The following is a 26,789-nucleotide window of genomic DNA, read 5'->3' as shown; positions in this document are numbered from 1 at the left end:
AATTGAGTAGTGAAAGGGTGGTGGAAGGGGGTCGCGATGTCAAGCGGGTCCGGTACGGTGACCGGACTCGACGACAGGGGGAGGGGCGCGTGGCCGGATCGCCAGCGCGTGTGGTCGCCGTCGACGTGGGCTCCGTCCGCACGGGCTCCTTCGCCTGGGCGGCCATCGACGTACCGGGGCGCACGCTCACCGCGCACGGCGACGACCCCGCGGGCGCGGTGGAGGCGCTCACCGCCGCCCTCGCGGACGGGAGCGCCGCGGTGCTGGCGCTGGAGGCGCCGATGTCCGTGCCCGTGCCCGACGACTGGCGGCTGCTGGGGAAGGGCCGGGCCGGGGAGGGGAACCGGGCCTGGTCGGCGAGTGCGGGGGCCGGGGCGCTGGCGACCGGGCTGGCGCAGGGGGCGTGGCTGCTGGCGGGAATCGCCCGCGCGCTGCCCGGACTCGCGGCCACCACGCAGCCACGGCGCTGGCGCGGTACGGCGGACGGCGGGGCCCCGCTGCTGCTCGTGGAGGCGTTCGTGTCGGGGGAGGGCAAGCCGGTGCCCACCGCGCTGGGCCCGCACGCCGCCGACGCCGAGGCGGCCGCCCGGGCGGTGGCGGAGCGGCTGGGCGGCGAGGACGGCACCGATGCCGGCGACGTGACCTGCGCGCCGCAGCGCGCCTTCAGCCTGCTCGCCGCGCAGGCGCGCTGGGCCGGGCTGTCCCTCGCCGGCGACGAGCACGCGCTCGACGTCCTCGTGGTCCGGGCCCGGCCCGTCGGGTGAGGAGGGCTCAGGTCTCCGTGCGGTACATCAGGTCCGTCTCGTACGTCGTGAACCCGAGGCGTTCGTAGACGGACACCGCCGCCTTGTTGTCCGCGTCGACGTACAGCATCGCCGTCGGCATCCCCTGCGCCGCCAGATGCCGCAGACCCACCGTCGTCAGGGCCTTGCCGAGGCCGCCGCCCTGGGCGCCCGGGCGCACCCCGACGACGTACACCTCGCCGAGCCGCTCCTCCGCGTGGACCTTCGTCCAGTGGAAGCCGACCAGTTCGCCGTCGCGTTCGGCCAGGAAGAAGCCCGCCGGGTCGAACCACGGCTCGGCCTTGCGGTCGTCGAGGTCGCGCTGGGTCAGGGAGCCCTGCTCGGGATGGTGGGCGAACGCGGCGGCGTTCACCGCGAGCCAGGCCGCGTCGTCCTGCCCCGGCACGAACGTGCGGATCGTGACGCCCTCCGGAAGCACCGGCTCCGGCAGCTCGAGCCCGGTCAACGGCATCCGCATCTGCCGCAGTTCACGGAACAGGGTCAGCCCCAGTACCTGGGCGAGATGCCGGGCGGCGGAGTGCCCGCCGTGCGCCCACACCCGCAGCCGCTTGCCGGAGGCCGCCAGAAGGGCCGTACCGAGAGCGCGCCCATGGCCGTGACCCCGGTGCGAGGGGTGCACGACCAGCTCGGCGGCCGGCGCCTCCACCGGGTCGGTGTCCTCCAGCTGGGCGTATCCGACGAGTTGGCCGTCCGCGGTCAGCAGCAGATGCGAGACGCCCGCACGGCCCCCGCCGTCACCGGCCGACACGCCGTGGCGCAACTGGAGCCGGCCCTGTTCGGACACCGCCTGCTGCCCGTCGACCCGGGCGGCCTCCGCCAGCAGTTCGAGGACGGCCTCGGTCTGCTCCGGGGACAGGACGGAGTAGGTCTCGACGGAACGGGACGATACGGATCGGGCGATGTCGTCGCTGGTCATGCGTACGAGGGTAAGGGGCGCCCCGGGCAAAGTCGCGGCACAGAAGCAACCAAGGTGTAACCCGGAACCCCCTGTCGCGCTACGCGCGTTGACTCTAGGCTGCCGCCCGACGGGCCCATGCCACTCACGACCCACAGGGGGGCGGATGTCAGCCACATCCCACCAGCAGCACCGCAGACGCCGTACATACGCACTGGTCGCGACGGCCGCCGGGCTCGCCACCGTCGGCGCGCTCGCCGCGGCGCTCCCCGCGACCGCCTCGCCGGAGTCCGGCAAGGGCGGCCACGGGCACGGCCACCACACCGGCCGCTACCAGGACGTGCAGCTGCTGTCCTTCAACGACCTGCACGGCAACCTGGAGCCGCCGTCCGGCTCCTCCGGCCGGGTCACCGAACTCCAGGCCGACGGCACCACGAAGACCATCGACGCGGGCGGCGTGGAGTACCTGGCCACGCATCTGCGCCAGGCGCGCGCCGGCAAGAAGTACTCCGTCACCGCGGCCGGCGGCGACATGGTCGGCGCCTCCCCGCTGATCTCGGGCCTGTTCCACGACGAGCCCACCATCGAGGCGCTGAACAAGCTGAAGCTGGACGTCACCTCCGTCGGCAACCACGAGTTCGACGAGGGCTCCAAGGAGCTGGCCCGCCTGCAGAACGGCGGCTGCCACCCCACCGACGGCTGCTACGCGGACGAGAAGTTCAAGGGCGCCGACTTCCCGTACCTCGCCGCGAACGTCCTGAACGAGAAGAGCGGCAAGCCGATCCTCAAGCCCTACTGGGTGTGGAAGAAGAAGGACGTCAAGATCGGCTTCATCGGGGTGACCCTGGAGAACACCCCGGGCGTCGTCTCCGCCGAGGGCGTCAAGGGCCTCAAGTTCAAGGACGAGGTCGAGACGATCAACAAGTACGCCAAGGAGCTGCAGCGCCAGGGCGTGAAGTCGATCGTGGCCCTCATCCACGAGGGCGGCTTCCCGGCCTCCACCTCGTACAACTACGACTGTGACTCCGGGAGCGCCGGCTCCGGCGTCTCCGGGCCGATCGTGGACATCGCGAAGAACGTGTCGCCGTCGGTGGACGCGCTGGTCACCGGTCACACGCACAACGCGTACGTGTGCACGATCCCCGACCCGTCGGGCAAGCCCCGCATGGTCACCTCGGCCTCGTCCTTCGGCCGCCTCTACACCGACACCACGCTGACGTACGACCGCCACACCGGCGACATCGCGCGTACGTCCGTGAAGTCCGCGAACCACGTGGTCAGCCGGGACGTCACCAAGGCACCCGACATGACCGCGCTGATCTCGAAGTGGAACACCCTCGCGGCCCCCATCGGCAACCGCCCGATCGGCTACATCTCCGCCGACATCACCACCGCCGGCACCGAGTCCCCGCTCGGCGACCTGATCGCCGACGCCCAGTTGGCGTACGGCAAGGAGCTGGACCCGGAGACGGACCTGGCGCTGATGAACCCCGGCGGCATCCGGGCACCCCTGACCTACGCGGCCAAGGGCGCCGAGGGCGACGGTGTGGTCACCTACGCCGAGGGCTTCACGGTGCAGCCGTTCTCCAACACGGTGAACCTCCAGAGCCTCACCGGCGCCCAGCTCATCCAGGTGCTCAAGGAGCAGGTCAGCGGCACCAACGCGGCCTCGCCGAAGATCCTTCAGATCTCCGCGGGCCTCACCTACACGCTGGACCTGACCAAGTCGGGCGCGGACCGTGTGGTGACGGACTCCATCAAGCTGAACGGCGCCGCGATCGACCCGGCCGCCACCTACCGCGTCGCGATGAACAACTTCCTCGCGGGCGGCGGCGACGGCTTCACCACCCTCGGCCAGGGCACGAACCCGCTCGTCGGCACGGACGACCTGACGGTGCTGCAGAACTACCTGACGGCCAACTCCACGCCGGCGAGCCCGATCGCGCCCCCTGCGGCGGACCGCATCACCGTCGTCCAGTAGGACGTCACCGCGCCGGGGGAGAGGCGTGAACTGATCGCGAACCCCCGGTAGCGGTCGCGGGTGGGGGGAGCGCGCACGGTCGGACGGACCGGTGCGTTCCCCCCCCCGTACAGAAGGACGGCGTCCGGGTCCGCCCGAAGGGCACGGACCTCGCGGTCGGCCGGAGGTGACGGCCCGGGAACAGCCCAGGTCACGGGCGTGGGCCGGACCTTCGACGGACCGGCCCGCTTCCCTCACTCCCTCTCCATCCACCCGCGCCGGCCGGTGGTAGGTTCGGGCGCGTGACAACCACGGGGTCCGCGCGCACGCCGGCGCCGGAGGTCCTTCCCCGCGGCCCCGCCGGGTACGACGCCACCGACGCGTCCGCCGACGACCTCGGGACGCGGGCCTGGCGATGGCGGCCCGCCACACGACGCGCCACCGGCGCCGGCGCCGCCGCCGCCGTGCTCTGGGCGTCGGCCGCCGCCGTCCTCGCCCTCCACCGCCTCGACCCGGCCACCGTCGGCGCCGTCCTGCTCGTCATCGCCCCGGTCGCGGCAGGGGCCGGTGCCCTGTGCGGGCGGGCCGGGCGCTCCACGACCGCCGTCACCCTGCTGGCGCTGGCCGCCGCCCTGGCCGTCGTCGGCGTATGGGCCTCGGCCGGCGCCCACGGCTGGCCGGGCCCGCTGCGGGCCGCCGGGCTCGCCGCGGCCGTGGCGGCCGCGCTCGCGCTCGCGGGCTGGTGCACCCCCCTGGGGCGTCCCGCGCTGATCTGCGCCGCCGCCGTCCTCGGCTGTCTCGTGCTGGGCGAGGCGGCCGTCCTGTTCCAGGGCGGGGCGGACACGGCCGTACGGCAGAGCCGGGCCGCCGCCCTCCCGGCCGTGGCCGCCGGACTCGCCCTCGGCGTGCTCCCGCGGCTCGCCCTGACGGCGTCCGGCCTCACCGCCCTCGACGACCGGCGCTCCGCCGGCGCCTCCGTCAGCCGCCACGACGCCGGCACCGCCCTCGCGGTGACCCACCGCGCGCTGGCCCCGGCGACCGTGGTGCTCGCCCTGGCCGCCGGCGCCTCGGGCGTGCTCCTGCTGCGCACCGCCACGGCGGGGACGGTCACGCTCGCCGTCCTGCTGGCCGTCGTCCTCGTGCTGCGCGCCCGCGCGTTCCCCCTCACCGTCGAGGTCGGGGCGCTCCTGCTGGCCGCCGCCGTCGTCGTGGTGCGGCTCGCCGCCCTCTGGGGGGAGCCCGGGATCGTCGTCCTCGCCCTGCTCGCGGTGCTGCAGTTGACCGTGCACCCGTCGGAGACGCCGCGCGCACGGCTGCGCCGGGCCGCCGACCTGCTGGAGCCGTGGGCCGTGCTCGCCCTGGTCCCGGCGGCGGTCGTGGTGTCCGGTGGCTTCGCGTAGGGCAGGGTGACAGCGTGACGGGGACTCAGGACGCACACCGCGGCCCGCTCGGGCCCGCGCCGGACGCCGGGCAGTCACCCCCGCCCCCGGTCCCGCGAGGGACCTTCGTGCCCGACCACGGCCGCGGGACGCCCGAGTCGGTGCCGACCGTCGACCCCCGCCTGGCCGTCGCCCTCGGCCGCCCGCAGCACGGCGACACGGCCGCCCGCCGGGCGGGCGCCTCGCTGCGCCGCCTGACCGCCTCCGCCGCGCAGGAGGTCACCGAGCAGACGCGGCTCGCCCGCGAGGTGCAGCAGCCGGTCACCACCGGACGGGTCGTCGCCGTCACCTCGATCCGCGGCGGCGTCGGCAAGTCCACCGTCGCCGCCCTCCTCGGACGCACCTTCAACCACTACCGGCACGACCCCGTCCTCACCCTGGAGGCCGACGCCGCCCTCGGCACGCTCCCGATGCGCATGGGCGCCAAGACCGTGCGCTGGACCTGCGCCGACCTCGCCTCGATCCTCACCCCGTCGATGGGGCTCACCGACCTCACCGGCTATCTGGTGCCGGTCCAGGACGGCGGCTGGCTGCTGCCCGCGAGCCAGGGCCGGGTCGGCGCCCCGCTGGACGTACGGACCTACCGGACCGTGACCCTCGCGCTGCGCCGCTACTTCGCGGTCACCGTCGTCGACAGCGAGACACTGCCCGGCGAGGTGGCGCGGACGGCGATGGACACCGCGCACGCCCGGGTCGTGGTCGCCCCGATGACCGCCGAGGGCATCCACGGCACCCGCCAGGTGCTGGACTGGCTCGCCCGGCTCCCGCACTCCGCGCTGCACACCACGGTCGTCGCCCTCAGCGCCGCCACCCCGGACGCCACCCTCGACGAGCGCACGGCCGTCGCCCATCTGCGCGAGCCCGGCGTCCCCGTCGTCCTGCTCCCCTACGACCGGCACCTCGCACAGGGCGGCCCCATCCGGACCGACATGCTCGCCACCGCCACCCGCGACGCGGCGGTCCACCTGGCCGCCGAGGTCATGCGCCGCGCGGCCGGCCCCCGCTGAGACGGGACTTGCGGAACGCGCCCTACGGCGTCCCGGGCGGCGGCGTCGGCGCGCCCGGCAGCCGTACGGTCGCGACCGTGCCACCGTCCTCGGCGCGGGTCAGCGCGACCTGACCGCCGGACTGCTCGACCGTGCGGGCCACGATGGACAGGCCGAGGCCCGAACCGGGCAGCGCCCGCGCGCTCGGCGAGCGCCAGAAGCGGTCGAAGACGTACGGCAGTTCGTCGGCGGCGATGCCCGGGCCGTGGTCGCGGACCGTGAGGACGCCGTCGGCCAGCGCCACCTCGATGGTGCCGTCGGCGGGGCTGAACTTCACCGCGTTGTCGAGGATGTTGACGACGGCGCGCTCCAGCGCCGCCGGTTCCGCGCGGACGTACCAGGGGCGCAGGTCGGTATCGATGGTCAGCTCCGGGCCGCGCAGCCGCACCCGGCGCAGCGCGGCCTCCACGGTGTCCGTCAGGGAGACCACCTGGACCCGCTCGCCGCGCTGGCCCTGCGGCCGGGACAGCTCCTGCAGATCGCCGATCAGGGCGGCCAGTTCGGTCATCTGCGCCTTCACCGAGGCCAGCAGGGCCTTGCGGTCGGCCTCGGGGAGCGGGCGGCCGGTCTCCTCGCTGCGGGTGAGCAGTTCGATGTTGGTGCGCAGCGAGGTGAGGGGCGTGCGCAGTTCGTGCCCGGCGTCGGCGATCAGCTGCTGCTGCAGCTCGTGGGAGCTGGCCAGCGAGGACGTCATGGAGTTGAAGGAGCGGGAGAGCCGGGCGATCTCGTCCTCGGCGTCGTCCTCCACGGGGATGCGGATGCCGAGGTCCTCGGTGCGGGCCACGTGCTCGACGGCCTCGGTGAGCTTGTCGACGGGACGCAGCCCGGCCCGCGCGACCGCGAGCCCCGCCGCCCCGGCGCCGACGACTCCGACGCCGGAGACGAGGAGGAGGATCAGGGCGAGGTCGCTGAGGGTGGCGCGGGTGCCCTCCAGCGACACGGCGATGCTGATGGCGACGTAGGACTGCCGTCCGGTGCCGGCGTCCTGGGCGAGCTGCGGCACGGTGATGACCCGGACCGGGGTGCCGTCCTCGGCCGTGCTGTTGTGGATGACGCCCTTGCTGGTGGCCCCGTCCCTGATGACGTCCTTGTCGGACTGGGTGACCTTGACCGCGCCGATCGAGTCGGCCGTGACGCAGGGCGTCCCGTCGGCCTTGACGATCTGGGTGTACAGGTTGCGGAAGGGCCCCGGGTCCTGCGGGGACGTGGTGCAGTCGGTGAGCGCGCGCTGCAGCTCGACCCACTGCCCGGGCTTCGTGCGCACCGCCTGGCGCAGGTCGTCGTTCAGCTGCTCGTACAGCTTCCCCTGCACCAGGAACCAGCACGTCACCGACACCGCCGCCACCGCGAACGCCACCGCCGCCGCCACCAGCAGCGACAGCCGGGTGCGGATCGGCAGCGTACGGAGGCGGCGCAGCGCCCTGCTCACTCGGCGCCGCCCTGGCGCAGCACGTAGCCCACGCCCCGGACGGTGTGGACGAGCCGCGGCTCGCCGCCCGCCTCCGTCTTGCGGCGCAGATACATGACGTAGACGTCGAGGGAGTTGGAGGAGGGCTCGAAGTCGAAGCCCCAGACGGCCTTCAGGATCTGCTCCCGGGTCAGGACCTGCCGGGGGTGCGCCAGGAACATCTCCAGCAGCGTGAACTCCGTGCGGGTCAGCTCCACGGGCCGCCCGCCGCGGAAGACCTCCCGGGTCGCGAGGTTCATCCGCAGGTCGGCGAAGGTCAGCACCTCCTCGTCGTCCGCCCGGTCCGCGCCGGCCGCCGCGTACGAGCTGCGCCGCAGCAGTGCGCGGACCCGGGCGAACAGCTCGTCCAGTTCGAACGGCTTGACGAGGTAGTCGTCGGCGCCGGCGTCGAGGCCGGTGACGCGGTCGCCGACGGTGTCGCGGGCGGTGAGCATCAGGATCGGCGTGGTGTCACCGGCGGCGCGGACCCGTCGGGCGGCGGTGAGGCCGTCCATCCGGGGCATCTGGATGTCGAGGACGACCAGATCGGGCCGGTAGGCGGCCGCCTTCTCCAAGGCGTCCGCGCCGTCGACCGCGACCTCGGTGTCGTAGCCCTCGAAGGCGAGGCTGCGCTGGAGGGCCTCGCGCACCGCCGGCTCGTCGTCGACGATCAGGATGCGCTGCGGGTCACGGTCGGCGTCGGCGGGGCTCATCGGCTCGGGTTCCTCGGGTGCGACGGGACGGGGGCGGGTGTGCGGGCGTCCAGGGACCGGACCTCTTCAGCCTCGCACGGTTCACGGCCTTCTCAGCTCTGTGATCCCGCCCGCAGCTTGGCCAGGTCGGCCTTGACCGTGTTCACGGGGATGGCGAAGCCCAGGCCGACGCTGCCGGCGTCGGAGGAGCCCGACGACCCCGCGGCCGAGTACATCGCCGAGTTGATGCCGATGATGTGCCCGTTCATGTCGATGAGCGCGCCACCGGAGTTGCCGGGGTTCAGCGACGCGTCCGTCTGGATCGCCTTGTACGTCGTCGTCGACGAGCCGGTGTCGCCGTTGAACTGCCGGCCGCCGAACTCGAACGGCCAGCCGCCGTCCGGCTGCTGTTGCTGCTGCCCCTCGTCCGTGGAGACCGTCACGTCGCGGTCGAGCGCGGAGACGATGCCGCTGGTGACCGTGCCGGTCAGGCCCTCGGGCGAGCCGATCGCCACGACCTGGTCGCCGACCTGGACCCCGCCGGAGTCGCCGAGGGTGGCCGCCGTCAGCCCGGAAGCGCCCTTCAGCTTGATCAGCGCGAGGTCCTTGCCGCTGTCGGTGCCGACGACGTCGGCGGTGTACTGCTTGCCGTCGTCCGTCCGCACGGTGACCTGGGAGGCGCCGGAGACGACGTGGTTGTTGGTGACGATCTCGCCGTCGCTCGTGATGATCACGCCGGAGCCGGTGGAGGTGCCGGCGTTCGACTGCGCCTTGATCTCCACGATGCTCGGGCTGACCGCCTTGGCGACCCCGGCGACCGTGCCCTTCTGGCTGGAGGGGACGACGGTGGTGCCGGCGGGCGCCGCGGTGGCCGCGGTGTCGTCGCGGGTCAGCTCCTGGATGCCGTAGGCGGTGCCGCCGCCGATGGCCGCGGCGACGATCGCCACGGCGGCGAGGAGGGCGACGGGGCGGCCGCGCCTGCGGCGCCGCCCGGCCGGCGGCTGGGCGGCCGGCTCGGAGAGGAGAGCGGTGGGCGCCGTCCCGCCCACGGGGTGACCGGCCGGGTGGGCCGGCGGGGGCGGCCATTCCGGGTTCACGGGGGAGGAGGCGTGCTGCTGGGCGCCCTGGTACGGGTCGTCGTCGCCGCTGCGGCGGTAGCTCTCGCTCATACGACCGAGCGTGGCGTCCGAGGATGAGAGCTTCCTGAGGGCGGGCTGAGAAGCCCGGCAGAAGACCGTATGCCCGATATAAAGACGGCCGGAGACCGGTCAGGCGCAGCCGCAGGACTGGCGCTGGACGAGCCGCGAGGGGAACACCTTCAGCCGCTCCCGGCGCGATCCCGCGACCCGCACCCCGTCGTCCAGGACGAGGTCGACGGCGGCGCGCGCCATGGCCGAGCGGTCGGAGGCGACCGTCGTCAGCGGCGGGTCCGCCAGAGCCGCCTCCTTGATGTCGTCGAAGCCGGCGACGGCCAGCTCGCCGGGGACGTCGATGCGCAGCTCGCGCGCCGCGCGCAGCACGCCGATGGCCTGGTCGTCGGTGGAGCAGAAGATCGCGGGGGGCCGCCGCGGCCCGGACAGGATGTCCAGCGCTATGCGGTAGGCGTCGTAGCGGTTGTACGGAGCCTCGAAGAGCCGTCCCTCGGTGGGCAGGCCGGCCTCCGCCATGGCCCGCTTCCAGCCCTCGACGTGGTCGGAGACCGGGTCGCCGACCGCCGGGGTCTCCGCGGTGCCGCCCATACAGGCGACGTACGGGTATCCGTGCTCCAGCAGATGGCGTACGGCGAGCTGGGCGCCGCCCAGGTCGTCGGTGACGACGGCGACGTCGTCGATGGCCTCGGGCCGCTCGTGCAGCAGGACGACCCGGGCGTCCCACGCCTCGATCTCGGCGGCGGCCAGGTCGTTCAGGGCGTGCGAGACGAGGATGAGCCCGGAGACGCGCATCCCGAGGAACGCCCGCAGATAGTGCACCTCGCGCTCGCCGACGTAGTCGGAGTTGCCGACGAGGACCATCTTCCCGCGCTCGGCGGCGGCCCACTCGACCGCGTGCGCCATCTCCCCGAAGAAGGGCTGGCGGGCGTCCGGCACGATCAGGCCTATGAGGTCCGTGCGCCGCGAGGCCATCGCCTGCGCGACCCGGTCGGGCCGGTAGCCCAGCTCCTTGATCGCGGCGAGCACACGCTCGCGGGTGGCCGGGGCGACCGGCCGGGGTCCGTTGTTGATGACATAGCTGACGACGGCGGTCGATGTCCCCGCCAGTCGTGCGACGTCATCGCGAGTCACCTTGGCCACGCGCGGAGTCTACGCGGATGGACCCGCTCTGGGCAGGGCGTGCGGGAGCGTCCCGTATGCCGGACGGGGCCCGGCCGCGCCGGTGCGCCCCGCCCGGGGTGCCGCTACGCGTCGGCCCGGACCTCGGTGGCGTCCAGGGCGGCCGCTGTGTCCGCATCCACCGGCTTTGCCCGCCCCGCCGCGGCCTTCGGCTCCTCGGCGGAGCGCTCCGGCTTCTCCGGGGTAACGAATCGATAACCGACGTTGCGGACGGTGCCGATCAGCGACTCGTGCTCGGGGCCGAGCTTCGCGCGCAGCCGCCGTACGTGCACGTCGACCGTCCGGGTGCCGCCGAAGTAGTCGTAGCCCCAGACCTCCTGGAGGAGCTGGGCACGGGTGAAGACGCGGCCCGGGTGCTGGGCGAGGTATTTCAGCAGCTCGAACTCCTTGAAGGTCAGGTCGAGGACCCGGCCCTTCAGTTTCGCGCTGTAGGTGGCCTCGTCCACGGACAGGTCGCCGTTGCGGATCTCCATGGGGGAGTCGTCGTTGACGATCTGCTGGCGGCCCATGGCGAGCCGCAGCCGGGCCTCGACCTCGGCGGGGCCCGCCGTGTCGAGCAGGACGTCGTCGATGCCCCAGTCGGCGGTGACGGCGGCGAGGCCGCCCTCGGTGACGACCAGGACGAGCGGACAGCCGGGGCCGGTGGAGCGCAGCAGCTGGCAGAGGCTGCGCACCTGCGGCAGGTCGCGCCGGCCGTCGACCAGGATGACGTCGGCGCCGGGGGTGTCGACGAGGGCGGGGCCTTCGGCGGGGGCCACGCGCACGTTGTGCAGCAGCAGGCCGAGTGCGGGGAGCACCTCCGTCGACGGCTGGAGGGCGTTGGTCAGGAGCAGCAGAGAACTCATACGTCTGGTTCCTCCTCGGTCCCTGCGAGGACGTGTGCGGTACGGAACTGCTCTGCGATCCCGAAAGGCCCCGTACACCCGCGGTCTCCCGCGTCGTATACAACGCTTCCGAAAGCACAAAAGGACCCGGGGGCAACGCTGCCCGAGTCCTCTGCCAGCAGAATAGCCCACATGAGCAACGGTCCGGCAGGTCATGGGGCACGATCCACGGTTCGTCCGAATTCCGAGACGGATGGACGGGTACCTATCCGGACGTTCCTGCGCACGGCGGACGGCGTGGCCGTCGATTCCGTATACGACCCGGGCCGGGCCGTATACGACACCTCCCGGTCGTCCGGCGGTGACCCGGTGTTCGTCGTCGCGCACGGCTTCACGGGCGACGCCGACCGGCCGCATGTTCGACGGGTGGCGGGCGTGCTCCGGCGGTACGGCGCGGTCGTCACCTTCTCCTTCCGCGGCCACGGGGCGTCGGGCGGCCGTTCGACGGTCGGCGACCGGGAGGTGCTGGACCTGGCGGCGGCCGTGCGGTGGGCGCGCGGCCTCGGGCACGCGCGCGTGGTGACCGTCGGCTTCTCCATGGGCGGCTCGGTGGTCCTGCGCCACGCGGCCCTGCACCGCGACGACGACGCCCGCACGGACGCGGTCGTCTCGGTGAGCGCGCCCGCCCGCTGGTACTACCGGGGCACCCCGCTGATGCGCCGGCTGCACTGGATGGTCACCCGCCCCGAGGGCCGGCTGGTGGGCCGCTACGGCTTCCGCGTCCGCATCCACCACCGCGAGTGGGACCCCGTCCCCCTGTCCCCGGTCGAGGCGGTGCCCCGCATCGCGCCGACACCGCTGCTGATCGTGCACGGCGACCGCGACGGCTACTTCCCCCTCGACCACCCCCGGATGTTGGCCGCCGCGGCCGGTGACCACGCCGATCTCTGGCTGGAGCCCGGCATGGGGCACGCCGAGAACGCGGCCGGCGACGATCTGCTCGCCCGGATCGGGGACTGGGCCGTCACCCGGTGCGGCTAGCCTGACCGTGTACACAGACGACCGATCGAGGGACGGGATGGCAAAGGTCACGGTGCGCTACTGGGCCGCCGCGAAGGCCGCGGCCGGGGTGGCGGAGGACGCGTTCGACGCGGCCACGCTCGCCGAGGCGCTGGACGCCGTACGCGAGCGGCACCCCGGTGAGCTGGAGCGCGTCCTGCGGCGCTGCTCGTTCCTCGTCGACGGTGACCCCGTGGGCACCCGCGGGCATGAGACGGTACGGCTGGCCGACGGCGGCACGGTCGAGGTGCTCCCGCCGTTCGCAGGAGGGTGACGATGAGCGACCAGCCGTATCAGGGATACGACGGGTACGACCCGTACCGGCAGCAGCACCCGCCCCAGGGGTGGCCGCAGCAGCAGCCGTACGACGACCCGCAGGCGGATCGGCAGTACACGCAGCAGTGGCAGGGACAGACCTGGGAGACCCAGGTGCAGCCCCCGGTGGCCCCGGCCGCCGAGGAGACGGCGTACATGCCCTCGCAGGGCGCCGGCGCCGTCTACGGCGGACACCAGGCTCCGGCCCCCGGGTACCAGGAGGCAGGCTGGGCCGGCCCGGGCCATACGCAGGCCCCCGGCTACACCCAGGCCCCCGGCCACCCGCAGGCCGCCTCGCACGCGCAGGCTCCCGCGCACCCGCACGCCTCCGCGCAGACCCCGCCCACGCCCGCCGCCGAACCGGAGTACGGCCCGGCGACCGTCGCGGGCAACGCCCGCATCACGGACGCGCAGCGGGCCCGGCTCGAGGGCCGCTCCCCGATCATCGAGCCGGGTGTGCAGCCGGCCGGACTGACCGCGCTGCTCGGGCTGCTGCTCGCGGGCGCCGCCGCGATCGGGCCGTACGCCCTCGTCGTCCCGCTCGTCGCGCTGCAGGCGGTGACGGCCGCCGGCTGGTTCCGGCTGAACGGCATGTGGCCCGCCCGGCAGGGCATCGCGCTGGCCTTCGCGGGCGCGCTCACGGCGGACGTGGCACTGCTCGCCTCCGGCCGCACCCCGGCGGCCATCCTCGGCACGCTGGGCGTCTGGGTGCTGCTCACGCTCGTGCTCCAGCTCCGCTCGCACGCCGACCCCGACGAGCGCATGTACGGCCTGATGGCGACGGTGGCCTCGGCCGCCCTGGCGATCGTCGCGGCCGGATACCTCGCCGCGCACGGCGACGCGGTGACCGTCGGCGCCGCCGCGGTGGCCGTCGCGGTCCTGGTGCGGGCGCTGCCGCTGCCCACGCCGGCGTCCGTGGCCGCCGCGCTGCTCGCCGCCGCGGGGGCGGGGGCCCTGGCCGGCGCGCTGACCGGGACGGGAGCCGCGGGCGCCCTGCTCGGCGCCGGTGCCGCCGTGTGCGCGCTGATCGGGCACCGGGTGGCGAGCTACGACTACCCCTCGCGCTTCGTCCACTTCACGGCGGGCGTCGCCCTGCCGCTGGCCGCCGCGGCCCCCGCGGTGTACCTGCTCGGGCGGGCCCTGGGCTGACGCGTCGGCCCGGGCCGCCGGCGGTCGCGCCTGTCACAGGTGATCGACAATCCGGCGGTCCGGTCCCGCGGCGGGGTTAGTCTCACGGCGTGGACGGCCGCCCGGTCGTCGGGAAACCGTCGTCGTGGACGACCGTCGAGGTGGGGGAAGACCGGACCATGCGAGCCCTGCGCATACTGCTCATCGTCGTGGTGATCCTGGGCGGCCTGTTCGTGCTGGCCGACCGGCTCGCCGTCGGGTTCGCCGAGGACGAGGCCGCCGGCAAGCTCCAGGCCACCGAGAACCTCGCGGCCACCCCGGACGTGTCCATCAAGGGCTTCCCGTTCCTCACCCAGGTCGTCGGCGGCACGCTGGACGACGTCGAGGTCGGCATCAAGGACTACGAGGCCACCGCCGACGGCGGGACCATCCGCATCGACGACCTCCAGGCGAACATGAAGGGCGTCGAGTTCTCCGGCGACTACAGCTCCGCCACGGCCGCCACCGCCACCGGCACCGCCTCCATCTCGTACGCCGAGCTGCTGAAGACCGCCAAGTCCGAGTCCACGCAGGTCGCCCCGGGCGTCACCGCCCGGGTCGTCGGCCTCTCCGACGGTGGCGACGGCAAGATCAAGGTGTCCGTCGAGGCGACCGTCCTGGGCGCCAAGCTGCCGCAGCCGGTCTCCGTCCTCAGCACCGTCACCGCCGAGGGCGACACCGTGCGGGTGCACGCGGACAAGCTGCCGGCCTTCGGCGGCGCGGACGTCGCCGAGAACCGGGTGCGGACGATCACCGACTTCGAGCAGAAGATCGACGGCCTGCCCGGCGGCATCAAGCTCGACAGCGTCCAGGCTGCGAAGGACGGCGTGGAGATCACGGTGCGGGGTTCGAACGTCCGCCTCGCCGGGTAGGACGGGTCAGGACGAAGTGGACGGCACCCGCCGGGCCCCGGACCCCCGCGATGGACGATCCGGTCCCAAGGTGCGAGACGCCCTCGTCCGCCCTGTCGCTGTGACCGCCGAAACTGGTGCCCGGAAACCCTTCCGGCATGGGGTCGGCGGTCTTCTCGTTTCACACCCCGGACAATCTTGTCTCAGCATGCGACACACCGGTGACACGCCCGCCTGTCCGTCCCTACGATCGAGGCCATGAAGCGACAGGCGGACCTCACGAAGCGGCGGGCAGTAGACCTGTGCCGCGTCGCCGCCATGCTCTGTCGCCCCTTCTGAGCGGACAGCCCGGCTCCGCGCCGGTCCACCCCCGCATCCCCGCAGCCCTGACCGGGCACCCGTGCGCGCCCCGGCCGCCCGAGCCGGCGCCTCATCGCACGCCCGCACCTTTGCAACGCCCCGCCGCAACTGCCCCGGAGGAGAAACATGAGCCGCAGCGACGTCCTGGTCGACGCCGACTGGCTGGAGCAGCACCTCGACGACGCGAACATCGCGATCGTGGAGGTGGACGAAGACACGTCCGCCTACGAGAAGAACCACATCCGCAACGCGATCCGGATCGACTGGACCAAGGACCTGCAGGACCCGGTCCGCCGCGACTTCGTCGACCAGGAGGGCTTCGAGAAGCTCCTGTCGAAGAAGGGCATCGCCAACGACACGCTGGTGATCCTCTACGGCGGCAACAACAACTGGTTCGCGTCCTACGCCTACTGGTACTTCAAGCTCTACGGCCACGAGAACGTCAAGCTCCTCGACGGCGGCCGCAAGAAGTGGGAGCTGGACGCCCGCGAGCTGGTCGCCGGCGACGACGTCCCCGAGCGCCCGGCCACCGACTACAAGGCCAAGCCGCAGAACACCGCGATCCGCGCCTTCCGCGACGACGTCGTGGCGGCCATCGGCTCGCAGAACCTGGTCGACGTCCGGTCGCCCGACGAGTTCTCCGGCAAGCTGCTCGCCCCGGCCCACCTGCCGCAGGAGCAGTCGCAGCGTCCGGGCCACGTCCCGACCGCCGCCAACATCCCGTGGTCGAAGAACGCCAACGACGACGGCACCTTCAAGTCGGACGACGAGCTCAAGGAGCTCTACGCCGGCGAGAACGTCGACCTGGCCAAGGACACCATCGCCTACTGCCGCATCGGTGAGCGCTCCGCGCTGACCTGGTTCGTGCTGCACGAGCTGCTCGGCGTGGAGAACGTCAAGAACTACGACGGCTCCTGGACCGAGTACGGCTCCCTGGTCGGCGTGCCGATCGAGCTCGGCACCGGCAAGTAACCCACCTCAGCGATCCCGACCGGCCTTCCTTCCGGTCAGACCCCAACCTGGAGAAAGACATGTGTGGAGCGAAGGCCGGCGGCCCCGACGCCTCGACGATCAAGCCCGGTGAGACCACGATCCAGGGTCATGTGACCCGTGACGGCGAGCCGGTGACGGGCTACGTCCGTCTGCTGGACTCGACCGGCGAGTTCACCGCCGAGGTCCCCACCTCCGCGACGGGCCAGTTCCGCTTCTACGCGGCCGAGGGCACCTGGACCGTCCGCGCACTGGTGCCCGGCGGGACCGCCGACCGCACGGTCGTCGCCCAGCAGGGCGGCCTGGCCGAGGTCGCGATCGCGGTCTGAGGCGGGACGAGCGGAAGGGCCGCACCCCGGCTGTCCAGGGGTGCGGCCCTTCGGCATGCGAGCCCGGTGAGCCGACCTACCCTGGACGTATGTACGCACGGCGGCGTCACCGGTACTTCGCCTTGATGGGGCTCTGCGTCACGCTCTTCGTCCTGGCGTGGGGCGTCGTGCGCCTGTGGTCGGTCCCCGTCGCGGTGGGCATGTGCGTGGTCGCGATGGTGATCCCGCCCCTGGCGGCGATGGTGGCCAACCGGCGTGGCCCGGATGACCGCTGGTGGGACGAGCCCTCCGGCGACCCCCAGTCCGACGAGTGGTGGGACGAGCTGGACGGCAAGAAGAAGCCGCAGTAGAACAGGCCGCATGCCGTCCGCCAAGCTGTCCACGGTGGTGCTGGACGCACCCGACGCCCATGAACTCGCCGCCTTCTACCGGCGGCTGCTGGACTACGAGGTCCGCTCCGAGGAGGCGCACTGGGTGCTGATCGGCCCGCCTCCCGGTGCCGAGGGCGTCGCCCTGGCCTTCGAGAGCGAACCGCACTACGTACGCCCGGTCTGGCCGACGCGCCGGCCGGGGGACCAGCAGATGATGCTGCACCTGGACGTCCAGGTGGACGACCTGGCGGCCGAGACGGAGCGGGCCGTCGCGGCGGGGGCGACCCTCGCCGCGTACCAGCCGCAGGACGACGTGCGGGTGCTGTTCGACCCGGCGGGCCACCCGTTCTGCCTGTGGACGGAGACCGGTCGGTAGCCGAGGGCCCGGGGTCAGTAGACGAGGGCCTGGGTGCCGTCCGTCATCGCCTCCTGGACGAAGACCTGGGCGCCCGCGATGCGCACCCCCTCGATCACGTCCTTCTCCGTGATGTCCCGGCGGGCCGCGCACTGCGTGCACAGGGTGACCCGGCCGCCCGCGAGCAGCGCGTCCAGCAGGTCGGGCAGCGGGGCCGCGTGCGGGAGTTCGAACTCGGCGGCCCGGCCCGGCAGGGCGAACCAGGCGGACTCGCCGGTCAGCCACAGGGACACGTCGACGCCGCTGGCCACGGCCACCGCCGCGACCGTGAACGCCTGCGAGCAGCGTTCGGGAGCGTCGGCTCCCGCCGTCACCTTGATCACCAGCTTGTTCGCCATGACCGAATCGTAATCAACATCACCACAACCCCGGCCGTGGGTCATGGGTCTCCTGTGCGCCGCATGTGAAATGCGCACGTCACGCACTGTGGGAGACGTCGTGGAACAACCCGAAAGACCGGGGGAGCCGGAGGGCACGGCCCCTCCCGGCACCGAGCCCGGGCCCGAGGCAGCAACGCCGGAGGCCGCCGAACCCGAGGCCGCCGAACCCGAGGCCGCCGCAGCGCCGGTCCGTGCCCGCCGCCGTGGACGGACGACGCTGCTGATCGCCGGGGCCGCCGTGCTGGGGCTCGTCGCCGGGACCTGCACCGGATACCTGGTGCAGGCCGACCGCGAGCCCACGAAGCTGCCGCCGCTGTCCCAGCCGAAGCTGAAGCAGTCCAAGGGCGAGGCGCCCGAGCCGCTCTCCGCCGCGCGGGACCGCCGCGTACGCACCGACGGCGACCTGCGCAAGCTGCTGCTGGAGAAGCCGCGCGGGGCCAAGACCGCCGACTGGTCGTCCGCCGACGACGGCTGGATGGACCTGGCCTCGTACGCGGAGACCTTCTCGGACCCCAAGGACATCTTCCCCGAGCTCGTCGGCAACGAGTTCCGGCGCGCGGCCGTCGCCGCCTGGGAACAGGGCGACACCACGGTGGAGATCCGGCTCGTCCAGTTCCGGCAGGAGGAGTCGATGGCGGCGGCCGAGCAGGCTCGGGGCGCCCACTACTGGGCGGACGAGGACGACAACCACTCCTGGCCGATCCCCGGCACGGAGGACGGCATGGCCTACGCCTACACGAAGCCGCAGGCCGAGCCGGGCTACGTGCCCATGTACGAGGCGAAGGCGTTCGCGTGGCGCGGCGACATCGAGATGGAGATCTTCGTGAGCTCCACCAGGTCGATCGGCAAGAAGACCCTTCTCGGACTGGCCAAGCGGCAGATGGAGCGGCTGTGAGCGAGGAACGTCCCCTGGACGAGGGCAGCGCCCCCGTCGCCGCGAGCCCGGCCGAGACGGCCGCCGAGGAGCAGCCGCCCGCCCGCAAGCGGTGGCGCCGCGGCCGGATCGCCGCCGTCGCCGGAGCGGTCCTGGCCGTCGCCGTGGTCGTGGCCGGCACCGGCTACACCGTCGTCACCGTGCGCGACGCCGACCGCGACCCCGGGGCGCCGACGTGGAAGTTCCCGTCGGCCGCCGCCGACCGCCCCGCCGAGGCGCCGAAGGCCACGGGCCTCGCCGCGATGCTGGTCCCGTACGGCACCGACAGCTGGGTCCGCGGCCCCGACATGGGTCAGTTCGGCTCGGACGCGCAGCTCACCGGCGCCGAGGCGACGGCCCTGCGCAAGGAGGCGCTGCGCGACCTGCCCCGCTCCCAGCGCCGTGAGCTGGAGAAGCGGATGGACCGGATGCGCCCGAAGGGCGTGGCGATGCGCAGCTACTTCAGCGAGTTCGCCGCCGGCCGCGCAGGAGGGTTCACCTCGGACATCTACAGCGTGGACGTCGTGCTCAGCCAGTTGGAGAACCGCGCGGCCGTCCGGGACGTCGTCCGGACCCAGAACAGCCTCCTGGGCGCGCTCGACGGCATCTTCCGCAAGGGCCCGGCGGTCAAGGGCCACAAGGACGCCAAGTGCTTCCTGGCCCCCAAGGACATCAGCGAGGGCACCGACGAGATGTCCTGCTTCGGCTACGTCGGGGACGTCATGGTCACCGTCTCGGCGCAGGGCGCCCGCCCCCTGGACGCCAAGGCCGTCGCGAAGCTCATGAGCACCCAGCTCGACCGCATCGCCGAACCCGGGAAGGCCGTATGACCGAGCAGCAGCCCCAGGCCGTCGAGCCGGGCCCCGAGACGACGCCCGCGGGCGGCCTCGCGACGACGGAGGCACCGGCACCGCCCGCGCCGGAGCGGACGCCCGCGCCGGAACCGGAGCAGACCCCCGCCCCCGGGACCGCCGTGCCTGAGCCCCCGGCCCCCGCGAAGGACCGCCGGGTCCTGCGGGCCGTCCTGCGCTGGACCGCCGCCGTGGTCGTCTTCGCGGCCGTCGGGGCCGGGACGGCGTACGGGATCGCCGGGATGGAACGCACCGACGTGCCCGGACTCGCCACCGAGTCGGACGGCCGCTGGGACTACCCCACGCTGACCCGGCCGCCCCTGCCGTCGGGCAGCCCGCGCCCCTTCGCCGAGGAGAACGCCGCCGAGGCGCACTACGCCGACCCGCGCGCGCTCCTGCTGCCGGCCCCCGCGGGCGCCACCGCCGACCCCGCCCTGCGCGGCGAGGACGGCTGGCTGCCGACCGAGGACTTCCTGAAGGAGTTCGCCGACGACGACGAGCGCGCCGACCTGCGGCAGATGCTCAAGGACGACGGTCTGCGGCACATCGCGGCCCGCGGGTGGACCACCGAGGACGGCACCCACACCCGGATCTACCTGCTCCGCTTCGACACCTCGGTCATCGTGGACGACCTGGCCGGCCGCCTGGCGCCCTTCGGCGCCCCGGCCTACCGGCTGCGCGGCACCGAGACGTCCGTCGCCGACGAGGGCTTCGGCGACCTGCCCTGGCCGGGGGACTTCCCGCGCTGGGCGTACACCGAGTCCAAGCCGTACGGCACCGAGCAGGTCCGGCAGGCGTACCTGGGCGCCGGTGACATCCTCGGCGTGATCGTGCAGTCACGGAAGGGCACCGCCGCCTCCGTGCCGTTCCGCCAGACGGTGACCCTGCAGGGCCAGCTGCTCGGCTGACCCCGCGAGGGCGCACCTCACACGAAGGGCCGGTCCCGGGCCGACTAAGCTGGGGGCCGGCCCTTGTACGTTCCGCTCAACCTCCGCTCAATCGAGGAGCACCCCGTGGAGATCTTCTTCGAAACCCTGCTCGTCCTGGTCTGCGTCGGCGTGCTCGCCTTCGCCGGCCTGACCGTGAAGAAGCTGTACCAGGGCCAGCGCTGACCCCCCGTCCCAGACGTACGAGACTTCTGAGCTGCTCATGATCGAGATCCCGTCCGACCTCCACAAGGACCTCGTGCCCCTCGCCTTCCTGCTCGGCAACTGGGCCGGTGCGGGCGTCCACGACTTCCCCGGTTCCGAGAAGTGCAACTTCGGTCAGGAGGTCTCGTTCACGCACGACGGCCGGGACTTCCTGGAGTACCAGTCCCACACCTGGGTGCTGGACAACGAGGGCAACAAGGTGCGCCCGCTGGAGTCCGAGCACGGCTACTGGCGCATCGACGCCGACCGCAAGGTCGAGGTGACCATGGTCCGCCACGACGGCGTGGTCGAGATCTGGTACGGCGAGATGGCCGACAAGAAGCCCCAGATCGACCTGGTGACCGACGCGGTGGCCCGCACCGCCGCCTCCGCCCCGTACTCCGGCGGCAAGCGCCTGTACGGCTACGTCAAGAGCGACCTGATGTGGGTCGGTGAGAAGCAGACCCCCGAGGTCGAGCTGCGCCCCTACATGTCGGCGCACCTGAAGAAGGTCGTCACCCCGGAGGACGTCGAGCGCTGGGCCAAGGCCCTGCCCGACGACATGCCGGACGACGGCATCGCCTTCTTCAAGTAGTCCTAGACTTCCAGTGTGGTGAGCACCGACTGGAAGAGCGACCTCAGGCAGCGCGGCTACCGGCTGACGCCGCAGCGCCAGCTTGTCCTCGAAGCAGTGGACACCCTGGAGCACGCGACCCCCGACGCCATCCTCGTGGAAGTGAGGAAGACGGCGTCGGGGGTCAACATTTCCACCGTCTACCGCACCCTGGAGCTGCTGGAGGAGCTGGGCCTGGTCAGCCACGCCCACCTCGGGCACGGCGCGCCCACCTACCACCTGGCCGACCGCCACCACCACATCCACCTGGTCTGCCGCGACTGCGACAACGTCATCGAGGCCGATGTGTCGGTGGCCGCCGAGTTCACCGCGAAGCTGCGCCGCGACTTCGGCTTCGAGACCGACATGAAGCACTTCGCGATCTTCGGGCGGTGCGGGGACTGCGCGGCCCGGGGCGCGGCCGGGAAGACTTCAACTACCGGGTCGTAGGCTGGACCCATGAAGAGCCCCCTGCTGACCCTGCCCGGCGCCGTGCCCGCCGAGGGCGTGGACGAAGGCGTCGCCGCGCACTACGGCGATCTGTTCCGCGAGCAGCGCGCCCTCGCCGACGGCACCGGCTTCGTCGACCTCTCCCACCGCGGCGTCGTGACCGTCTCCGGCGAGGACCGGCTGACGTGGCTGCACCTGCTGCTCACCCAGCACGTCACCGACCTGCCGGCGGGCGAGGCCACCGAGGCGCTGATCCTCTCCGCGCACGGCCACATCGAGCACGCCCTGTACCTCGTCGACGACGGCACGACGGTCTGGGCGCACGTCGAGCCCGGCACCCAGGACGCGCTCATCGCGTACCTGGAGTCGATGAAGTTCTTCTACAAGGTGGAAGTCGCCGACCGCACCGGTGACTTCGCCGTGGTGCACCTGCCCGCCGGGTCGATCACCGAGGTCCCCGAGGGCGTCGTCGTCCGTGAGACGCCGTACGGCCGCGACCTGTTCCTGCCCCGCGCTGACCTGGAGGACTTCGCCGGGAAGGCCGGACCGCCGGCCGGGCTCCTCGCCCACGAGGCGCTGCGCGTCGAGCGTCACCGCCCGCGCCTGGGCTTCGAGACCGACCACCGCACCATCCCGCACGAGCTGGGCTGGATCGGTACGGCCGTGCATCTGCAGAAGGGCTGCTACCGGGGCCAGGAGACGGTCGCCCGGGTCCAGAACCTCGGCAAGCCGCCCCGCCGCCTGGTCTTCCTGCACCTGGACGGCAGCGAGGTGCACCTGCCGGCCGCCGGCACCGAGATCCGCCTCGCGGACGAGGAGCCCGACGGCCGCAAGATCGGCTTCATCACGACGTCGGCCCGCCACCACGAACTGGGCCCGGTCGCCCTCGCCCTGGTCAAGCGCAACGTCCCGGTGGACGCCCGCCTGATCGCCGGCGACACGGCGGCGGCCCAGGAAGTGGTCGTCGAGCCCTAGATCTCGATGAGCACGGTGAACGGGCCGTCGTTCGTCAGGGACACCCGCATCCTGGCGCCGAACCGGCCCGTCGCCACGGTCGCCCCCAGGGCGCGCAGCTGGGCCACGACCTCGTCGACGAGCGGCTCGGCCACCTCGCCGGGGGCGGCGGCGTTCCAGGTGGGGCGGCGGCCCTTGCGCGCGTCGCCGTAGAGGGTGAACTGGCTGACAACGAGCAGCGGGGCGTCGATGTCGCTGCACGACTTCTCGTCGTCCAGCATCCGGATCGACCAGAGCTTGCGGGCGAGCTGCGCCGCCTTCTCCTTGGTGTCCTCGTGCGTGACGCCGACGAGGACGCACAGCCCCTCGCCGGTGATCTCGCCGACTGTCTCGCCGTCCACGACGACGCTCGCGCCGTCCACTCTCTGCACCACAGCTCGCATACGGCCATCATGCCGTGCGCCGAAAGGCGGCCCGGCACCGCCCGGTGAGGGCGGCGGCTGTCCCGAAGACCCCTTCGGGTGCTTCTTTTTGAACAGGTAACCCCCCATCTGGGGCTGTTCGTGGGCTCTCGGTCACGTGGGGGCCGGTCGGGATGGCACGATGCTTCCACACGCCGGTCGAGGGGACGGTTGAGGCACATGAGCACACCGAGTACCGGGCAGCCGCCCGGGGCTGTCGTGCTGGCCCACACGGGCCGGCTGGACGGTCTGCGGCCGCCCACGCAGCGCACCGCCGACGATCCGGGCCCGGGCCCGCACGCACCGCTGCCCCCGGAGCCGCCCGAGCAGGACCTGACCGTCCTCAGCCTGCCCGAACTGCGCACCCTGCGCCGGGACGCCCAGAGCGACGAGGCCGATCTGAGCTATGTGCGGCGCCTGTTGCAGGGCCGTATCGACATCCTGCGGGCGGAGCTGGCGCGGCGGTCCCCGGCGGGAGCCGCGGCCGTCGTCGACCGCCTCCCGGAGATCCTCACCGACGCCCCCGCGCGGCACCGCTCCTCGGCCCGCCATGTGACGCTGGGGACCCCGCAGAGCGAGGAGTCCCGGCGGCTGGTGTCCGAGATGCTGGCCGAGGTCGAGCTGTCCGACCTCCGGGCGCGCACCGACGCGGAGCTGACCGCCGCGATGGGCCGCCTCGTCCGGTACGAGCAGCAGGTCTCCCGCCGCCGCCAGCGTCTGCAGCGCACGGCCGACGAGTGCGGCGCGGAGATCACCCGGCGCTACCGCGACGGGGAGGCCCAGGTCGACGACCTGCTGAGCTGACGGCGGGACGGCTCGGGGCGCGGGTGCGGGGAAAATCCCGGGACACCTCCCGCGCCCCGACCTACCGTGGCTCCATGAGCCGTTCCGCATCCCTCAGCGACATAGAGATCCGCCCCCTCACCGAGGGCGACGTCCCGGAGTGGAGCCGGGCCATGAGGACCGGGTTCCTGCGCTCGCCGGGGGTCACCGACGCGGAGGTCGCGGACCGGGAGTCGTACATCGACCCGGCCCGTACGCTCGGTGCCTTCGACGGGGGGCGCTGTGTGGCCACCTTCCGGTCCTTCGCGCAGGAGATCACCGCCGTCGGCGGTGCCGCCGTCCCCGCCGACGCCGTCACCAACGTCACCGTCAGCCCCACCCACCGCCGCCGCGGTCTGCTCAGCCGGATGATGGCCCGGGGTCTGACGGCCGCCCGGGAGCGCGGCGACGTCGTCGCGACGCTGATCGCCGCCGAGTACCCGATCTACGGCCGCTTCGGCTTCGGGCCCGCCGCGTGGACGGCCGAGTGGACGATCGACGTGCCGCGCGCCGGCATCGACCCCCGGTGGTCGGGCCCGGCCGACGGCGGCCGTATCGAGCTCGTCGACCCGGGCGAGGTCCGCAAGGCGGGCCCCGAGCTGTTCGAGCGGGTGCGCCGGGTGCAGCCGGGGGTCGTCGACCGGGACGAGCGGTGGTGGCAGGTGAACACCGGCGGGCTGGTCCTGGAGGGGTCCTCGTGGACCGAGCCGTTCTTCGCGGTGTACCGCTCGGCGGACGGAACGGTCGACGGGCTGGTGTCGTACAAGGCCGACGACAAGTGGGGCGACGGCAAGCGGCCCCTCAACACGGCGACCGTGGACTGGCTGATCGCGGCGACCCCCGAGGCCGAGCGCTCCCTGTGGCACTACCTGTGCTCCATCGACTGGATCACCACGGTGAAGAGCGGCCGGCGGGCCCCCGACGATCTGCTGCCGCTGTATCTGCCCGATCCGCGGGCCGCGCGCATCACGACGCTGGCGGACTGGCTGTGGGTGCGGATCCTCGACGTCGAACAGGCCCTCACGGCACGCGCCTACGCCGGGCGCGGCGCGCTGGTGCTGGAGGTCGTGGACGACTCCGGGCTGTCGGGCGGGCGGTTCCGGCTGGAGGCGGCCGCGGACGGCGCGACCTGCGCGCCGACCACGGCCACCGCGGACCTGACCCTCGACGTGGCCGACTTGAGCCGGCTGTGGCTCGGCGACGAGTCCGTCGTACGGCTCGCCGCGCTGGGGCGGGTGCGGGAAGAGCGAGCGGGCGCCGCCCTGACGGCCGACGCCCTGCTGCGTACGTCCAGGCGTCCTTGGTGCCCGGACGTCTTCTGAACCTCCTTGCGCCGAGGTGACGGGTCCGCTCATCCGTAGCGAACTGTTCGGTTGTGCGCGTTCAGTTGTGCGGGCGGGCGGAGTGCGCCCTTCTTCAGTTGTGGCTGTGCGTCCGTATGCGGTTGTGGCTGTGCTGTCGGTGTGCGGTTGTCGATGTGAAGTTGTGGCTGTGCGCCGGCCGTCCGGGCTCCCGGCTCCCCTCCGGAAGGGAGCCCGGTCGGCTGAACCTGCGGCGACTCGTGGCCAACTCCTTGAAGTTTGACCATGTCGTTGAAGTTGGCGACCAACTTCACTGTAGTTATGACCGTCTCGACGCGTCCTATAACCACCATCCGGTGAACTGCCCAAAGATGGCGGGAAGTTGTAATGTTCGGTCGTGGAGCCGAAACACGCCCCCGCCACTGGGCGGAAGAGGTCGCACCGGCCACAGACTTCACACCGGGAGGTGGCCGCGGCGCTGCGCGCCCGGATCGCCTCGGGCGAACTGCGGCCGGGCCAGCGCATGCCCACCCAGGCCAAGCTGGCCGACGAGTTCGGCGTCGAGCGCGGAGCCGTACGGCAGGCCCTGCGCATCCTGCAGTCCGAGCACCTGCTCACCAACGCCTCCAAGGGCGCCCCGGCCACCGTCGCCCCCGAGCCGGGCAGGGCCGCCACCGGCCCCGAAGCCGTCCCGCAGCCCACGATGGTGACCCTCGGACCGCGTATCGCGGCCGCCTTCGCCGCCCCGCACGTCGAGATCGACGCGCTGTGCCTCACCTCGGTGTCCCTCACCCTCGCCATCGGCGAACCGCTGCGGCAGATCCACGCCGGGCGTATGAAACCGGCCAAGGTCGTCGTGCGGGTGCTGCTGCCCAGCCGGGACATTCCGCTCGCCTTCCCGACGCCGGTGGACGACGCGTCCGACGACCTCGACGTCCAGTTGCGCCGGCGCTGGCTGAACCAGCGCAACGCCCAGGGCCAGGTGCTCCGGCACAACCTGCTGGCGCTGCGCTCCACGCACGGCATCGACGTCCAGGTCACCTTCCGCGCGCTGCCGTTCACCCCGCCGGTGAAGCTGTACCTGCTGAACGGCACGGAGGCGCTGTTCGCCTACTACACGCTGACCCGCAGCGAGGTCGAGATCGGGCAGCAGCACCTGGAGATGTACGACGCCCCCGGCATCCAGTCGACGCTGTTCGCCTTCGAGCAGGGGGCCGGGCTGCGCGACACGACGTTCGTGGAACAGTCGCACGTGTGGTTCAACGCACTGTGGGAGACGATCAGTTCGGAGCTGACGCTCACGACCTGACGGTCTCCCACGGCGTTCGACCTGCGCCTTTCGATGGCCCCTCGCGCGTACGACTCACAGGGCCGGGCCCGAGAAGAGGACGGCGAGGACGGCCGCACCGATGGAGCTGACGGCTGGGTTCCTGGCCTTGATGCCTATGGTGAGGAGGAGCAGGCCGATGAGGCCGGTGGCGCCGTACTTCCACTGGAGGAGCTGCTCGACGCCGACGACGAAGACGGCGGAGAGGAGTGCGAGGACGGGCATCGGTGTTTCCCCCTTCGATCTTCCGGGGATGGAAGGATTACTTCCGCCAACTCAACCAACTTGGTGCCA

At 72.8% G+C, this 26,789-nt stretch carries 31 protein-coding genes; 22 read left to right on the top strand and 9 right to left on the bottom strand.

The features are described 5' to 3' along the window. Positions 1-89: 89 nt before the first annotated feature. Positions 90-764 carry a hypothetical protein gene (locus ACFV46_RS29450; RefSeq protein WP_376729838.1) on the top strand — a complete coding sequence of 225 codons (675 nt, stop codon included), beginning with the start codon at positions 90-92 and terminating at the stop codon, positions 762-764. A 7-nt stretch (positions 765-771) separates the two neighbouring features. On the opposite strand, the gene mshD is transcribed toward ACFV46_RS29450, so the two are convergent. Beyond that, positions 772-1,719: a mycothiol synthase gene (gene mshD / locus ACFV46_RS29445; protein WP_376729839.1), complete on the bottom strand. Its 948-nt coding sequence runs from the start codon at positions 1,717-1,719 to the stop codon at positions 772-774. A 145-nt stretch (positions 1,720-1,864) separates the two neighbouring features. On the opposite strand from mshD, the gene ACFV46_RS29440 reads away from it, so the two are divergent. The 3 genes from ACFV46_RS29440 (at position 1,865) to ACFV46_RS29430 (ending at position 6,104) form a co-directional block, all read left to right on the top strand. Further along, complete coding sequence (locus tag ACFV46_RS29440) at positions 1,865-3,679, top strand: bifunctional metallophosphatase/5'-nucleotidase (RefSeq protein ID WP_376729840.1); 1,815 nt, start codon at positions 1,865-1,867, stop codon at positions 3,677-3,679. Between the two features lie 281 nt (positions 3,680-3,960). Then, entirely contained in the window at positions 3,961-5,058 is a 1,098-nt protein-coding gene (locus tag ACFV46_RS29435; RefSeq protein WP_385500468.1) for a type VII secretion integral membrane protein EccD, read from the top strand. Positions 5,059-5,165: 107 nt separating this feature from the next. After that, positions 5,166-6,104 (top strand): type VII secretion protein, encoded by a 939-nt coding sequence (locus ACFV46_RS29430; protein ID WP_361923661.1) that lies wholly within the window; start codon positions 5,166-5,168, stop codon positions 6,102-6,104. A gap of 22 nt (positions 6,105-6,126) precedes the next feature. Here the strand turns inward: ACFV46_RS29430 and ACFV46_RS29425 are convergent, their stop codons facing one another. From ACFV46_RS29425 to ACFV46_RS29405, 5 genes are all read right to left on the bottom strand, one after another. Next, positions 6,127-7,572, bottom strand: coding sequence for a HAMP domain-containing sensor histidine kinase (locus ACFV46_RS29425; protein WP_361922531.1), 1,446 nt, complete (start codon positions 7,570-7,572; stop codon positions 6,127-6,129). Further along, positions 7,569-8,303 (bottom strand): response regulator transcription factor, encoded by a 735-nt coding sequence (locus ACFV46_RS29420; RefSeq protein WP_376729842.1) that lies wholly within the window; start codon positions 8,301-8,303, stop codon positions 7,569-7,571. The genes ACFV46_RS29425 and ACFV46_RS29420 overlap by 4 nt, the downstream gene beginning before the upstream one ends. 92 nt (positions 8,304-8,395) lie before the next feature. Further along, positions 8,396-9,451 (bottom strand): S1C family serine protease, encoded by a 1,056-nt coding sequence (locus ACFV46_RS29415; protein WP_385500466.1) that lies wholly within the window; start codon positions 9,449-9,451, stop codon positions 8,396-8,398. A 99-nt stretch (positions 9,452-9,550) separates the two neighbouring features. Next, positions 9,551-10,573 carry a LacI family DNA-binding transcriptional regulator gene (locus ACFV46_RS29410; protein WP_151784722.1) on the bottom strand — a complete coding sequence of 341 codons (1,023 nt, stop codon included), beginning with the start codon at positions 10,571-10,573 and terminating at the stop codon, positions 9,551-9,553. A gap of 104 nt (positions 10,574-10,677) precedes the next feature. Further along, a complete protein-coding gene (locus tag ACFV46_RS29405; protein WP_361922540.1) occupies positions 10,678-11,457 on the bottom strand; it encodes a response regulator transcription factor in 780 nt (259 codons plus the stop codon). A 171-nt stretch (positions 11,458-11,628) separates the two neighbouring features. On the opposite strand from ACFV46_RS29405, the gene ACFV46_RS29400 reads away from it, so the two are divergent. From ACFV46_RS29400 to ACFV46_RS29360, 9 genes are all read left to right on the top strand, one after another. Then, positions 11,629-12,477: an alpha/beta fold hydrolase gene (locus ACFV46_RS29400; RefSeq protein ID WP_361922543.1), complete on the top strand. Its 849-nt coding sequence runs from the start codon at positions 11,629-11,631 to the stop codon at positions 12,475-12,477. Between the two features lie 37 nt (positions 12,478-12,514). Continuing rightward, on the top strand, positions 12,515-12,769 hold the full coding sequence (locus tag ACFV46_RS29395; protein ID WP_062670576.1) for a MoaD/ThiS family protein: 255 nt from the start codon (positions 12,515-12,517) through the stop codon (positions 12,767-12,769). Positions 12,770-12,771: 2 nt separating this feature from the next. Beyond that, positions 12,772-13,959 (top strand): hypothetical protein, encoded by a 1,188-nt coding sequence (locus tag ACFV46_RS29390; protein WP_385500464.1) that lies wholly within the window; start codon positions 12,772-12,774, stop codon positions 13,957-13,959. 158 nt (positions 13,960-14,117) lie between these two features. Beyond that, a complete protein-coding gene (locus ACFV46_RS29385; RefSeq protein ID WP_361923663.1) occupies positions 14,118-14,849 on the top strand; it encodes a DUF2993 domain-containing protein in 732 nt (243 codons plus the stop codon). Between the two features lie 237 nt (positions 14,850-15,086). Continuing rightward, positions 15,087-15,167, top strand: a complete 81-nt coding sequence (locus ACFV46_RS29380; RefSeq protein ID WP_350751515.1) for an Ms5788A family Cys-rich leader peptide — start codon at positions 15,087-15,089, stop codon at positions 15,165-15,167. Positions 15,168-15,314: 147 nt separating this feature from the next. After that, complete coding sequence (locus tag ACFV46_RS29375) at positions 15,315-16,160, top strand: sulfurtransferase (protein ID WP_361922549.1); 846 nt, start codon at positions 15,315-15,317, stop codon at positions 16,158-16,160. A gap of 59 nt (positions 16,161-16,219) precedes the next feature. Then, positions 16,220-16,507, top strand: a complete 288-nt coding sequence (locus ACFV46_RS29370) for a DUF1416 domain-containing protein (protein WP_042174833.1) — start codon at positions 16,220-16,222, stop codon at positions 16,505-16,507. A gap of 89 nt (positions 16,508-16,596) precedes the next feature. After that, complete coding sequence (locus ACFV46_RS29365; RefSeq protein ID WP_361922552.1) at positions 16,597-16,857, top strand: DUF3099 domain-containing protein; 261 nt, start codon at positions 16,597-16,599, stop codon at positions 16,855-16,857. A 10-nt stretch (positions 16,858-16,867) separates the two neighbouring features. Continuing rightward, the gene (locus tag ACFV46_RS29360; protein ID WP_385500462.1) at positions 16,868-17,254 is read left to right on the top strand and encodes a VOC family protein; all 387 of its coding nucleotides are present in this window, start codon (positions 16,868-16,870) and stop codon (positions 17,252-17,254) included. A gap of 14 nt (positions 17,255-17,268) precedes the next feature. Here the strand turns inward: ACFV46_RS29360 and ACFV46_RS29355 are convergent, their stop codons facing one another. Continuing rightward, positions 17,269-17,631 carry a DsrE family protein gene (locus ACFV46_RS29355; RefSeq protein ID WP_151784716.1) on the bottom strand — a complete coding sequence of 121 codons (363 nt, stop codon included), beginning with the start codon at positions 17,629-17,631 and terminating at the stop codon, positions 17,269-17,271. Positions 17,632-17,731: 100 nt separating this feature from the next. Between ACFV46_RS29355 and ACFV46_RS29350 the strand changes: the two genes are divergently transcribed. The 6 genes from ACFV46_RS29350 (at position 17,732) to ACFV46_RS29325 (ending at position 22,605) form a co-directional block, all read left to right on the top strand. Then, complete coding sequence (locus ACFV46_RS29350) at positions 17,732-18,568, top strand: hypothetical protein (protein ID WP_376729847.1); 837 nt, start codon at positions 17,732-17,734, stop codon at positions 18,566-18,568. Then, positions 18,565-19,416, top strand: a complete 852-nt coding sequence (locus ACFV46_RS29345) for a hypothetical protein (protein ID WP_376729848.1) — start codon at positions 18,565-18,567, stop codon at positions 19,414-19,416. The genes ACFV46_RS29350 and ACFV46_RS29345 overlap by 4 nt, the downstream gene beginning before the upstream one ends. Beyond that, on the top strand, positions 19,413-20,345 hold the full coding sequence (locus ACFV46_RS29340) for a hypothetical protein (protein WP_361922564.1): 933 nt from the start codon (positions 19,413-19,415) through the stop codon (positions 20,343-20,345). Before ACFV46_RS29345 ends, ACFV46_RS29340 begins: the two co-directional genes overlap by 4 nt. Before the next feature lie 241 nt (positions 20,346-20,586). Next, positions 20,587-21,162 (top strand): FABP family protein, encoded by a 576-nt coding sequence (locus ACFV46_RS29335; protein WP_151784714.1) that lies wholly within the window; start codon positions 20,587-20,589, stop codon positions 21,160-21,162. Between the two features lie 15 nt (positions 21,163-21,177). After that, positions 21,178-21,630 (top strand): transcriptional repressor, encoded by a 453-nt coding sequence (locus ACFV46_RS29330; RefSeq protein WP_361922567.1) that lies wholly within the window; start codon positions 21,178-21,180, stop codon positions 21,628-21,630. A 9-nt stretch (positions 21,631-21,639) separates the two neighbouring features. Beyond that, a complete protein-coding gene (locus tag ACFV46_RS29325; protein ID WP_361922570.1) occupies positions 21,640-22,605 on the top strand; it encodes a folate-binding protein in 966 nt (321 codons plus the stop codon). Here the strand turns inward: ACFV46_RS29325 and dtd are convergent. After that, complete coding sequence (gene dtd / locus ACFV46_RS29320) at positions 22,602-23,027, bottom strand: D-aminoacyl-tRNA deacylase (RefSeq protein ID WP_151784711.1); 426 nt, start codon at positions 23,025-23,027, stop codon at positions 22,602-22,604. The two genes, ACFV46_RS29325 and dtd, sit on opposite strands and share 4 nt — an antisense overlap. Before the next feature lie 198 nt (positions 23,028-23,225). Here dtd and ACFV46_RS29315 point away from each other — a divergent pair, with 198 nt between their 5' ends. From ACFV46_RS29315 to ACFV46_RS29305, 3 genes are all read left to right on the top strand, one after another. Further along, entirely contained in the window at positions 23,226-23,849 is a 624-nt protein-coding gene (locus ACFV46_RS29315; protein ID WP_361922573.1) for an aerial mycelium formation protein, read from the top strand. 74 nt (positions 23,850-23,923) lie between these two features. After that, positions 23,924-25,189 carry a GNAT family N-acetyltransferase gene (locus ACFV46_RS29310; protein WP_385500461.1) on the top strand — a complete coding sequence of 422 codons (1,266 nt, stop codon included), beginning with the start codon at positions 23,924-23,926 and terminating at the stop codon, positions 25,187-25,189. 376 nt (positions 25,190-25,565) lie between these two features. Then, positions 25,566-26,477 (top strand): winged helix-turn-helix domain-containing protein, encoded by a 912-nt coding sequence (locus tag ACFV46_RS29305; protein WP_376729850.1) that lies wholly within the window; start codon positions 25,566-25,568, stop codon positions 26,475-26,477. 54 nt (positions 26,478-26,531) lie between these two features. Here ACFV46_RS29305 and ACFV46_RS29300 read toward each other — a convergent pair whose 3' ends face one another. Then, the gene (locus tag ACFV46_RS29300) at positions 26,532-26,720 is read right to left on the bottom strand and encodes a hypothetical protein (protein ID WP_055624770.1); all 189 of its coding nucleotides are present in this window, start codon (positions 26,718-26,720) and stop codon (positions 26,532-26,534) included. Positions 26,721-26,789: the final 69 nt, after the last annotated feature.

The organism is Streptomyces sp. NPDC059852, from assembly GCF_042731455.1.
GTDB lineage: Bacteria > Actinomycetota > Actinomycetes > Streptomycetales > Streptomycetaceae > Streptomyces.
This window is presented reverse-complemented; position numbering and strand designations above follow the sequence as displayed.